The organism is Flavobacterium flevense (assembly GCF_900142775.1).
Taxonomy (GTDB): Bacteria; Bacteroidota; Bacteroidia; order Flavobacteriales; family Flavobacteriaceae; genus Flavobacterium; species Flavobacterium flevense.
This window is the reverse complement of sequence record NZ_FRCC01000005.1, coordinates 56,697-68,671: the sequence shown is the minus strand read 5'-3', so window position 1 is coordinate 68,671 and position 11,975 is coordinate 56,697. Positions and strand designations below refer to the sequence as shown.

Here is an 11,975-nt window from a genome sequence, read left to right as displayed (position 1 = left end):
CAAGCGTTAAATGAATTTTAAGTGTTGAATAAACACTTTTTAAAAATAATCTAAAAACAATTAAATATATAAATTATGAAATTTTTTATTGACACGGCTAATTTAGCTCAAATTAAAGAAGCACAATCTTTAGGTGTATTAGATGGTGTAACTACAAACCCGTCTTTAATGGCTAAAGAAGGAATCACAGGAAAAGATAACATCTTAAAGCATTATGTAGATATTTGTAATCTTGTTGATGGTGATGTAAGTGCTGAGGTGAATGCTTTGGACTTTGAAGGAATGGTAAGAGAAGGTGAAGAGTTAGCTGAATTACATGAGCAAATTGTTGTGAAATTGCCTATGACTAAAGAAGGTGTTCAGGCTGCTAAATATTTTTCTGATAAAGGAATTAAAACGAATGTAACTTTAGTTTTCTCTGCTGGTCAAGCTTTATTGGCTGCTAAAGCAGGAGCTACTTATGTTTCTCCATTCTTAGGAAGATTAGATGACGTTTCTACTGACGGATTGAACCTAATCCAGGAAATTAGAGATATCTATGATAATTATGGTTACGAAACTCAAATTCTTGCAGCTTCTATTCGTCACACTATGCACGTTGTAAACTGTGCTAAAATTGGTGCTGATGTTATGACAGGACCTTTATCTGCAATTTATGGTTTGTTGAAACACCCATTAACTGATATCGGATTAGCTCAGTTTATTGCTGATTTCGAAAAAGGAAACAAGTAATTCGTTACTTTATCTCATAAAAAAAGTCCCATCTCGTTTTAGAACAAGATGGGACTTTTATTTTTTTATGAATTTATTAGTTGTACTAATTTTAAAAAGGGTACACGAATGACAAGGATTCAAACTGATAAAAACAGATTTTTATATAACAATCAGTGAAAATCTGTCTAATCTGTATTATCCGTGTGCCAATATTGAATTTTTAGTCTGCATAGGGACAATCAAGTTTTGAAATATTTTTTTATTTCCTTACAAATGGAGGAAGCAATTTACTGCAAACTTCTCCAAAACCAATACGTACCTGACTGTTTTCGCAAAAACCCTTTATGATAACAGTATCATTATCGTTGATAAATTTACGTTCGCTGCCATCATTTAATTTTAATGGTTTTTCTCCGCCCCAGGTTAATTCCAACATGGAGCCATAACTGTCTTCACTTGGTCCTGAAATAGCTCCTGAACCCATCATATCACCGGAATTTACACGGCAACCGTTAGAAGTATGATGTGTTAGTTGCTGGTTCATTGTCCAGTACATGTGCTTGAAATTAGATTTAGAAACCGTAGTAGTTTCGGCATTTTCAGGTTCAATACATACTTCCAGATTGATATCAAAAGAATGTTTTCCTTTTTGTTGTAAATAAGGAAGCGGACTCGGATTTTGTTTTGGGCTCGCTACTCTGAAAGGTTCTAATGCATCCATGGTTACAATCCATGGCGATATGGAACTGGCAAAACTTTTGGATAAAAAAGGACCTAAAGGCATGTATTCCCATTTTTGTATATCACGGGCAGTCCAGTCATTTAATAATACCATCCCAAAAATATAATCTTCGGCTTCGCTGATAGGAATCATTTCGCCCATAACATTCGCATCGGTAGTGATAAAAGCGGTTTCTAATTCGAAATCAATAGAACGCGAAGCTCCAAAAACAGGTGTAGAGCCGTCCTGAGGTAAAGTCTGCCCAATAGGTCTGTGAACCGGAATTCCGGACGGAATAATGGTAGAACTCCTGCCGTGATAACCGATAGGCATTTGAGGCCAGTTAGGTAACAAGGCATTTTCTTCGTTACGAATCATTTTCCCAACATTGGAAGCATGAATTTTACTCGAATAAAAATCAGTATAATCACCTATTAAGACAGGCAATTGCATTTCTACTTCGTCGATATTAAAAATAATGATGTCTTTATGAGCGGAATTGTCACGCAGTTTAGGATTGTTTTCGTCAAAAATATCAGCAATGCGATTGCGAACCAGACGCCATGTTTTTTTTCCGTCAGAGATAAAATCATTCAAAGTATCCTGAATGAACATATCATCGGTTAATTCGATACCTGAAAAATACCCAAGCTGCTGCAAAGCGCCTAAATCAATAGCCGAATCTCCAATGCGGGTTCCTACCGTCACAACATTTTCTTTGGTTAAGAAAACGCCAAAAGGAATATTCTGGATTGGGAAATCGCTATTTTCAGGAACTTCAATCCATGATTTTCTTTTTGTATCGTTGGCTGATATTGGCATATTTTGTTAATTTTTTGTTGAAAATTATATATCAAATATATCATAATCTAACTGTTTAGCAAACGTTTTTTTGTATTTTTGCGCTAAATTATTTAAAATCTAAAAAATGCAACGCGACAAACAAATTTTTGAACTTATTCTTGAAGAACAAGAAAGACAAATACATGGCTTAGAACTTATTGCTTCTGAGAACTTTGTAAGTGACGAAGTAATAGAAGCTGCTGGTTCAGTTTTGACAAATAAATACGCAGAAGGATATCCTGGAAAAAGATATTACGGAGGTTGTGAAGTAGTAGATATTGTTGAGCAAATTGCAATTGACAGAGCTAAAGAATTGTTTGGTGCAGCGTATGCTAACGTTCAGCCTCACTCTGGTTCTCAGGCTAATGCATCTGTTTTTCATGCTTGTTTGAAACCAGGTGATAAAATTTTAGGTTTTGATTTATCGCACGGTGGTCACCTGACTCACGGATCTCCGGTAAACTTTTCAGGACGTGTTTACAACCCGGTTTTCTACGGTGTTGAAAAAGAAACAGGTCGTTTGAACTATGATAAAATTCAGGAAATTGCAACTAAAGAGCAACCAAAATTAATCATCGCCGGAGCTTCGGCTTATTCCCGTGATATGGATTTTGAGCGTTTTAGAGCAATTGCTGATAGTGTAGGTGCTATTTTAATGGCTGATATCTCTCACCCGGCAGGTTTAATTGCTAAAGGTTTATTGAATGACCCAATTCCTCACTGTCATATTGTAACTACTACAACTCATAAAACATTACGTGGACCTAGAGGAGGTTTGATTTTGATGGGGAAAGATTTCGAAAATCCATGGGGATTGACTACTCCAAAAGGTGAAATCAGAATGATGTCTTCTTTATTAGACTTAGCTGTTTTTCCTGGAAATCAAGGTGGACCATTAATGCATATTATCGCTGCTAAAGCGGTTGCTTTTGGTGAAGCTTTACAAGATGAGTTTTTCACATATGCGCGTCAATTGCAAAAGAATGCTAATGCAATGGCGGATGCTTTTGTAAAAAGAGGATATGATATTATCTCTGGAGGTACGGATAACCACATGATGTTAATTGACTTAAGAAACAAAGGAATTTCTGGAAAAGATGCTGAAAATGCATTGGTAAAAGCCGAAATCACTGTAAATAAAAACATGGTTCCATTTGATGATAAATCGCCATTTGTTACTTCCGGTATCCGTGTGGGAACTGCTGCAATCACCACTCGTGGTTTAGTAGAAGAAGATATGGAAACTATCGTAGCGATGATTGACAAAGTATTGATGAATCATACTAACGAAGATGTTATCGAAGAAGTAGCTGAAGAAGTTAACGAAATGATGAGCGAAAGAGCAATTTTCGTTTTCTAATTTTATAGTTCCAATTTAAGGTTTCAAGTTTAAAGTTTTGTGATTGCCGAAAGTCATAGCAAAACTTTAAACTTTTTTTTTGGAAAACTTTAAACATGAAACAAATTTTAACTTCAAACAAAAAAATCATGGGCGTATTACGATTACAATTACCAACCGACCCAAGATGGGTAAATATTGTAGAGAAAAACATAGAAGAAATCCTGACTGATCATGCCTGGTGCGAGCAAAAAGCAGCGACTAATGCTATAACTATTATTACCAATAATTCCGAACATCAGGATTTGGTTAAAGATTTATTGGCTTTAGCCAAAGAAGAAATCGATCATTTCGAGCAGGTACATAATTTAATTATCAAACGCGGATTGAAGTTAGGTCGCGAGCGAAAAGACGATTATGTAAACGAATTGTACCAATACATGAAAAAAAGCGGCAACGGAAGCCGTGTTTCCGGATTGGTTGAAAGATTGCTTTTTTCGGCGATGATTGAAGCCAGAAGTTGCGAACGTTTCAAAGTACTTTCAGAAAATATTCAGGATGAAGAACTGGCTGTTTTTTACAGAGAATTAATGGAAAGTGAAGCAGGACATTACACCACATTTATCACTTATGCCCGAAAATATGGAGAAGGAATCGATGTAGAAAAACGTTGGAGAGAATGGTTAGCATTCGAAGAATCTGTTATTGCTAATTACGGTAAAGGCGAAACGATTCACGGATAATTTTTAGTGTTCCGTATTTAGTCCCGTAGCCCAATATCATTAAGTTAAGCGTATTTTGTGTCATTTCGACGAAGGAGAAATCACATAACCCAATCAACTCGTGAGATTCCTCCTTCGTCGGAATGACAAAGCATAAGTGATTTTTTAACTTAATGACATTGCCCGGGATTAGTATTCAGTCTTGGTTTGTAATTCCTAATTATGATTGAAAAGCTTTAAACTTTGTGCATCTCTGCTTAACTTTTCTGAATCAAAAAAAACTATTTTTTGTTGCACAATTCCCGCATAAAATTCATTACTTTTAAGAAAAACAAAAGTTATTTAGCAGTAACCCATTTAAAAGTGATAATTATGCGAATAGAAAGCGATTTGAAATTAGGCTTTAAAGATGTAATGATTAGACCCAAACGTTCTACACTAAAAAGCAGAGCAGAGGTTTCCTTAGAAAGAGAGTTTAAATTTTTACACAGCACTACTAAATGGAATGGAATTCCTATTATGGCTGCTAATATGGACACCGTAGGAACTTTTGAAATGGCATCTGAATTAGCAAAACACAAATTGTTTACTGCCATTCATAAACATTATTCGGTTTCAGAATGGAATGATTTTTTAAAAAATGCGACTCCTGATTTTTACGATTATATAGCGGTTAGCACCGGAACAGGCAAGAATGATTTTAAAAAAGTAATCGAAATTGTCACCGCTAACCCTTTACTGAAATTCATTTGTATTGATGTGGCAAATGGCTATTCGGAGCATTTTGTGAACTTCTTAAAACAAACCCGAAAACAATTTCCTGATAAAGTAATCATTGCCGGTAATGTGGTTACTGGCGAAATGGTGGAAGAATTACTTTTGGCGGGAGCCGATATTATAAAAGTAGGTATTGGACCGGGTTCGGTTTGTACAACCCGAATAAAAACGGGTGTGGGTTATCCGCAACTTTCGGCAATTATCGAATGTGCCGATGCCGCTCATGGTTTAGGCGGACATATTATCAGTGATGGTGGTTGTACCACTCCGGGTGATGTAGCCAAAGCTTTTGGAGCCGGTTCTGATTTTGTGATGTTGGGCGGAATGCTCGCCGGACATACCGAAAGTGGGGGAGAACTACTGGAAATTAACGGCAAAAAATTCAAACAGTTTTACGGCATGAGTTCCGCTACGGCAATGAACAAGCATGTAGGCGGTGTTGCCGAATACCGAGCCAGCGAAGGAAAAGCGGTAAAACTTCCTTTTAAAGGCAATGTAGCAGATACGGTTTTGGATATTTTGGGTGGTTTACGCAGCAGTTGTACTTATGTGGGGGCTTCCCGATTGAAAGAGCTGACTAAAAGAACTACTTTTATCCGTGTGAGCGAACAGGAAAACAGAGTATTTACAACCGAATAATAGAATGATACATATTGTTAAAGCTACTACTGCCGATTTAAAAACAATTAGTGAAATTGCGCATAAAACCTGGCCGCTTACTTATAGCGAAATCTTATGTCCGGAGCAGTTAGCGTACATGCTCGATGCTTTTTATTCGGGTGAAGCTTTGCTGGAGAATATAGCAAACGGTCACGAATTTATCTTAGTAAAAGAAAATGAGATGTATTTAGGTTTCGCTTCTTTCGAACATCATTATGAAGAGGGAAATACTACAAAAATTCATAAAATTTATATTCTTCCCGAAACTCAGGGCAAAGGAATTGGGAAACTGCTCATTAATGCCATAGCAGATTTTGCAAAAACAAATCAGTCCCATACATTATTACTAAATGTCAACCGATTCAATAAAGCGTTGACTTTTTATCAAAAAATGGGTTTTGAAATCATTCAGGAAATTGATATCGAATTAGAACATGGTTATTTAATGGAAGATTATATTATGGAAAAACGGCTTTAATCTCTTTAGGTTAAATTCTTCGAAGTTCTGCTTCGGTTTTTGCCACGAATTCACGAATGAAAAAGAAATTAGTCAATTCGTGACGATTATTTCACTAATACCTCATGGACTCAGCCCTCCGGCAGTTTATTATTAGTCATTTAATAACTCTAAAATTTTAGCTGCGTTTATTTCGCTGTAATCATTAATATAAAAATCACATGGTGGTAATTCCTCTTTTGTATGTGAACTCAATACACCCACTACTTTCATACCTGCATTAATAGCTGCTGTAACTCCTGAAAACGAATCTTCGAAAACAACACAGTCAGATGGATCAACACCTACACACTCAGCAGATTTTAAATAAACTTCCGGATTAGGTTTATGAGCGCTAACATCTTCGCTTGCCATCATAGAATCCATTTTATCGCCAATTTTTAAATTACCAATAATCAGGTCAAGATTGGCACGTGGGGCAGAAGTAGCAACAGCTGTTTTAAAATGATGCGATTTCAATTCTTCTAAAAACTTCAAATAATGTGGAATTGTTTCTACTTTATTTTTATAAACCTCCCTAAACATGGACTCTTTTTCGTCTTCAAGCTTTCTAAGTTCTTCACCGGCAATAGAACGCTTAAAAAAATATGTCATAATATAACCATTGTGTTTTCCATACATATGCTCTTCAAATTCCTGTTTTGAATGCGGAATCTGGTAATTATCAAAAAAGGCTTCGAAAGCTTTTGCATGATGTGGATTTGTGTGGCAAATCACGCCGTCCATATCAAAAATAACACATGGTTGTTTCATTGTAAATTTTGTTTTTAATGTTTGCAAGATACAATCATTTCAATTGTTTTGCAGCATTTAAAACTGATTTTGACTTTTAAAAAGATATAGTTTATGTTCCTTATTACTGTTTTGTAGAAAGAGCTAAAAGTGTACAGTATTTTTTTTGTTTTTAGGAATGCGATTTCAAAATTATAAGAACCTTAACAGCGAATCCAAATCAGAATCCGTATTTTCATAATCTATTATTTATAAACTGTTCCCATTTCTAAATATATCTTATGACAAATACTAAATTACAGGCGTTTATTCCCCTTTTCTATCTGGTTTGGTCTGATGATCTTTTAACTAAAAAAGAGTTTGCTACCTTACAGCAATTCATCCATTCACAAGATTGGCTTTCGACAGAAGAAAAACAAGAATTGCTTTCAAAAACAAGTATTTCTAATCCGCCTTCCCGTCAGGATATCACGGATTGGAAAAATAAAATAGAACAAACTATTCAGGAGCATACAGCTGTAAAATCTATTTTTGAAATTGTTTTGGCTTTATCTCAAAACGATGCTACTATTCAAAATTTAGAGACTTCTTTTGTCCAACTGGAAAATGATTTAGGAATTCTGGGCGAAGAAGCACTCAGTAATTTCAGAACAAAATCAGAAACACTTACCGTTACCCATCATACAGATGCCAATTTTGATGTTCAAAAACTCACCAGCTTATTAGACGGAGAACAAGCTACTATTATTAATAAAGTAAAAGCAGTGATTTCCCAACCTGAATTTCGTTTAGAAACCACTACAGACATCAATTTTTACCGTCAAAAGGTTTATTACTGGTGCAAAATTCTGGCTGATGAAAATCTGGGGAATATGGCTTATCCCAAACAATATGGAGGAGGAGAAAACATCGCCGATTATTTTAGCATTATGGAAACGCTGAGTTATCATGATTTGAGTCTGGTGATTAAATTTGGCGTACAGTTTGGGCTTTGGGGAATGAGTGTGCAATCGCTGGGGACAGAGAAACATTATGCCAAATATTTAAAAGATATTGGTAGTTTAAAGTTGCCGGGCTGTTTTGCAATGACCGAAACGCATCATGGTTCGAATGTAAAAGGCTTAGAAACTACGGCAACTTACGATCACGAAACGCAGACTTTTACGATTCATACGCCACATCCTAAAGCGCAAAAAGAATACATAGGGAATGCAGCACTGCACGGACAAATGGCTACTGTTTTTGCCAAGCTGATGATAGCGGGACAGGATTATGGTGTCAATGCTTTTATTGTGCCGTTGCGTGATGAAAACGGCGTGGTTTTAAAAGGAATTACTATTGGTGACTGCGGTCATAAAATGGGACTGAATGGTGTAGATAACGGTACTATTCGGTTTGATAATATGGTTATTCCAAAAGAAAATATGCTGGATCGTTTTGCTTCGGTGAATGAAGAAGGAGCGTTTGAAAGTCCGATTCCCAGTGATAACCGACGTTTTTTTACGATGTTAGGAACCTTAGTAGGAGGCAGGATTGGTATTCCTCGTTCGGCATTGGCTGCAGCCAAAACAGGACTTACTATTGCCATAAAATACAGTGACCAACGAAGACAATTTGGTCCCGAAGGAGGCTCCGAAGTCCCGATTCTGAATTACCGTATGCACCAGCGAAGATTGTTGATTCCACTGGCTAAAACCTATGCGGTACATTTTGCTTTGCAGTATTTAACACAGCGTTTTTTGAAAAAAACAGAAACCGAAATGCAGGAAATCGAAGCCTTAGCAGCAGGTTTAAAATCCTATTCTACCTGGAGTACTACCGCCATTTTACAGGAATGCAGGGAAGCCTGTGGAGGGAAAGGTTATTTGTCTGAAAACCGGATAGATGCATTAAAAAACGACACCGAAATCTATACCACTTTCGAAGGAGATAATACCGTTTTGATGCAATTAGTCGCTAAAAACAGGTTGTCAGAATTTAGAAAAGCCTTTGGTGAAATGGGGTCTTTCGGAATTATTAATTATGTGTATGAAAATGCCAAATCCGTCATAGCCGAGAAAAATCCCATTGCCATCCGAAAAACCGATGAAGCTCATTTACTAGACAGTGAATTTCATTTGCAGGCTTTTGAACACCGGGAAAAAACCATATTAGCTTCGGCAGCCAAGCGTATTAAAAAATTAGTTGACGATGGTTTAGACGCCTATGATGCTTTTAATGTGGTGCAGCACCAAATGATAGATGTGGCCGAAGCTTATCTGGATCGTGTGGTTCTGGAGCAGTTTCAAATTGCCATTGCCGCAGTTAAAGAGCCAGACACTAAGCAGGTTTTAAACCGATTGTGTCAGTTGTATGCGCTTTCGCAAATAGAAAAAAACAAAGCCTGGTATCTGGAAGATAATTATATGGAAGCCGTAAAAACTAAAGCCATCCGAAAAATGGTTAATCAGCTGTGCTGGGACATTCGTCCTGATGCTGTGGCGCTGGTCAATGCTTTTGCCATTCCGGAGAGCTGTTTGGGAGAATTGGTGTAGACTATAATTGTTTGTTTCTTTTTATGGCTTACTTTTGCAGAAAAATAAAAAAAACGATTTTCTGATCATGATGACTAAGGCAAGATATTTCCAACTGATTTTAATTTTAGGTTCCATGACTGCTCTTGGACCTTTTTCGATAGATATGTATTTACCCGGTTTTTCAGGGATTGCAGCCGATTTGAATACTACAGTTGCTAAAGTCTCGATGAGTTTATCGAGTTATTTTATCGGGATTTCGGCAGGGCAGTTGCTTTATGGTCCGTTATTAGACCGTTTTGGACGAAAAAGACCTTTGTTTATAGGCTTAATGGTTTATATTTTGGCTTCGTTAGGTTGTGCATTTGTTACTGATATTGATACTTTTATTGGTTTGCGTTTTGTACAGGCAGTAGGAAGTTGTGCTGCAACGGTAGCTTCGCTGGCAATGGTTCGCGATTTATTTCCTGCTAAAGAAACACCTAATGTTTTGTCTAAATTAATGCTGGTAGTTGGGCTTTCGCCAATGCTGGCACCCACAGCCGGCGGATATGTAACGACTTATTTTGGCTGGCATACAGTGTTTTTAATTCTGGCAGCTATGGGAGCTTTTGTACTGCTGGCTACTCAGTTGGGTTTGCCTGATACGCACAAACCCGATACTTCCATTTCGCTGAAACCCAAACCCATTATTACTAATTTTATTTCCATTTTAAAAGTACCACAATTTCATACCTATGCTTTTACGGGTGCCGTTGCATTTTCAGGTTTGTTTACGTATGTGGCAGCATCACCGATTATTTTTATGGATATTTTAAAAGTAGATGCCGAAACGTACGGATGGATTTTTGCAATAATGTCAGTAAGTTTTATAGGTTCCAGTCAGTTAAATTCGGTTTTATTGAGACGTTTTACCAGCGAGCAAATGATATTTACGGCTCTAATCTCGCAGTCGGTGATTAGTTTTATCTTTTTGATTTTAGCCTTTAATGATTTGTTAGGATTGTATGAAACCATCGGAATGCTTTTCCTGTTTTTGGCTTGTTTAGGGATTTCAAATCCCAATACGGCAGGATTATCATTAGCTCCTTTTTCTAAAAATACAGGAAGCGCATCGGCATTGATGGGAGCGACACAGTTAGGGATTGGTGCTTTGGCTTCTTTTGGAGTTAGTCTTTTTGTAAAAGATGCTATTACCCCAATGGTTGTTATTATGACTTCCACCACTATTCTTGCCCTTGTGATTTTGATATTCGGCAAAAGCAAAATCAAAAAAACGATTGTCAGCAGCAGTGATGATGCAGTGATGGTTCATTGATTTGTATTAAAACTATTTATACTTACTAAATGATCTTATATTTTAGAAATCAACGAGATAGGTAGAGTAATTTGTTTGCAAATTGAAAACTTTTATATATATTTGCTCAATGAAAATACTTGTAAGGAAAACAGTTTCATATTACATCAACAAATACCCGACAGCGGAAGTACAACTGCTCATTTGGTATAATGAATTTTCAAAACAAAAATTCAATAATTTCAACGAGTTGAAGAGAATGTATGGAAATGCAAGTATTGTAAATAATAATCGTGTGGTTTTCAATATTAAAGGAAATGATTTTAGATTAGTTGTTTCAGTTAATTTTTTACAAGATGCTTGTTATGTAATCTGGTTTGGGACACACAAAGAATATGATAAAATAAATGTTGAAACAATCGCCTTTGACACCTCAATTTTAACAAACAAAAAGATATAATGATGAACTGGAAAGTATTAAAAACAGAAGACGATTACAATAAAGCTTCTATACGAATGATGGAAATTTTTGAAGCTAAACCCAATACTCCGGAAAGCGATGAGTTGGATTTACTTATTCTTTTGATAAAAGACTATGATGAAAAACATTATCAATTACCAGAACTGGATGCTTTGGAAGTAATTAAATATAAAATGGAGGAAATGGGACTAAAGGCCAAAGACCTTGAACCGATTATAGGAAGTAAAGGTCATGTTTCAGCAATTCTTTCAGGGAAAAGAGAAATTACTTTGAAAATGGCTCAGAAATTAAAGAATTATTTTAGCATTCCAGCCGAAGTATTTTTACACAATGCGAGTTAATGTATTAGGTATAGATGCTTTGTAACAGCTATAGAAAACTCGGCAATAGCGGAGTTTTTTTTTGGAGTCAGAGTAGTTTATTATAAGTATTGTGTTATCTGAATAATGTACTTCACTAAAGAATTTATGTTTGATATAGCTCAAGCCAAATGTCATTAACTTATAATTAATTGTATAAAAGAGTAAGTCTCTTAACACAGAAAAGCCCACCCCGCCTTACAGGCACCCCTCCGGAGGAGGGGAAATTATGCAACTTCCCCTCTGGAGGGGTGCCCAGCGGGCGGGGTGGTGCTACATTTATTATAATTCAAATTAGTG

Annotated in this window: 11 protein-coding genes; 9 read left to right on the top strand and 2 right to left on the bottom strand. The window is 36.3% G+C overall.

All coding sequences use genetic code 11. The features are described from left to right. Positions 1-75: 75 nt before the first annotated feature. Positions 76-732: a fructose-6-phosphate aldolase gene (gene fsa / locus BUB89_RS09860; RefSeq protein ID WP_073244542.1), complete on the top strand. Its 657-nt coding sequence runs from the start codon at positions 76-78 to the stop codon at positions 730-732. A gap of 241 nt (positions 733-973) precedes the next feature. Here fsa and fahA read toward each other — a convergent pair whose 3' ends face one another. Then, on the bottom strand, positions 974-2,257 hold the full coding sequence (gene fahA, locus BUB89_RS09855) for a fumarylacetoacetase (RefSeq protein WP_073244540.1): 1,284 nt from the start codon (positions 2,255-2,257) through the stop codon (positions 974-976). A 106-nt stretch (positions 2,258-2,363) separates the two neighbouring features. On the opposite strand from fahA, the gene glyA reads away from it, so the two are divergent. The 4 genes from glyA to BUB89_RS09835 all read left to right on the top strand — a co-directional run bounded on the left by glyA (position 2,364) and on the right by BUB89_RS09835 (position 6,254). Next, positions 2,364-3,638, top strand: a complete 1,275-nt coding sequence (gene glyA / locus BUB89_RS09850) for a serine hydroxymethyltransferase (protein WP_073244538.1) — start codon at positions 2,364-2,366, stop codon at positions 3,636-3,638. 95 nt (positions 3,639-3,733) lie between these two features. Beyond that, complete coding sequence (gene miaE, locus BUB89_RS09845) at positions 3,734-4,360, top strand: MiaE family protein (RefSeq protein ID WP_304364771.1); 627 nt, start codon at positions 3,734-3,736, stop codon at positions 4,358-4,360. Between the two features lie 351 nt (positions 4,361-4,711). Beyond that, positions 4,712-5,755: a GMP reductase gene (gene guaC / locus BUB89_RS09840; RefSeq protein WP_073244930.1), complete on the top strand. Its 1,044-nt coding sequence runs from the start codon at positions 4,712-4,714 to the stop codon at positions 5,753-5,755. A 4-nt stretch (positions 5,756-5,759) separates the two neighbouring features. Further along, positions 5,760-6,254, top strand: a complete 495-nt coding sequence (locus tag BUB89_RS09835; protein WP_073244536.1) for a GNAT family N-acetyltransferase — start codon at positions 5,760-5,762, stop codon at positions 6,252-6,254. Positions 6,255-6,386: 132 nt separating this feature from the next. Here BUB89_RS09835 and BUB89_RS09830 read toward each other — a convergent pair whose 3' ends face one another. Continuing rightward, positions 6,387-7,046, bottom strand: a complete 660-nt coding sequence (locus BUB89_RS09830) for an HAD family hydrolase (protein WP_073244534.1) — start codon at positions 7,044-7,046, stop codon at positions 6,387-6,389. Positions 7,047-7,306: 260 nt separating this feature from the next. Between BUB89_RS09830 and BUB89_RS09825 the strand changes: the two genes are divergently transcribed. From BUB89_RS09825 to BUB89_RS09810, 4 genes are all read left to right on the top strand, one after another. Next, positions 7,307-9,559 (top strand): acyl-CoA dehydrogenase family protein, encoded by a 2,253-nt coding sequence (locus BUB89_RS09825; RefSeq protein ID WP_073244532.1) that lies wholly within the window; start codon positions 7,307-7,309, stop codon positions 9,557-9,559. Between the two features lie 70 nt (positions 9,560-9,629). Then, complete coding sequence (locus BUB89_RS09820) at positions 9,630-10,856, top strand: multidrug effflux MFS transporter (RefSeq protein ID WP_073244928.1); 1,227 nt, start codon at positions 9,630-9,632, stop codon at positions 10,854-10,856. 109 nt (positions 10,857-10,965) lie between these two features. Continuing rightward, positions 10,966-11,295 (top strand): type II toxin-antitoxin system HigB family toxin, encoded by a 330-nt coding sequence (locus tag BUB89_RS09815; RefSeq protein WP_073244530.1) that lies wholly within the window; start codon positions 10,966-10,968, stop codon positions 11,293-11,295. Beyond that, positions 11,295-11,657 carry a helix-turn-helix domain-containing protein gene (locus BUB89_RS09810; RefSeq protein ID WP_083552662.1) on the top strand — a complete coding sequence of 121 codons (363 nt, stop codon included), beginning with the start codon at positions 11,295-11,297 and terminating at the stop codon, positions 11,655-11,657. Before BUB89_RS09815 ends, BUB89_RS09810 begins: the two co-directional genes overlap by 1 nt. Positions 11,658-11,975 lie beyond the last annotated feature (318 nt).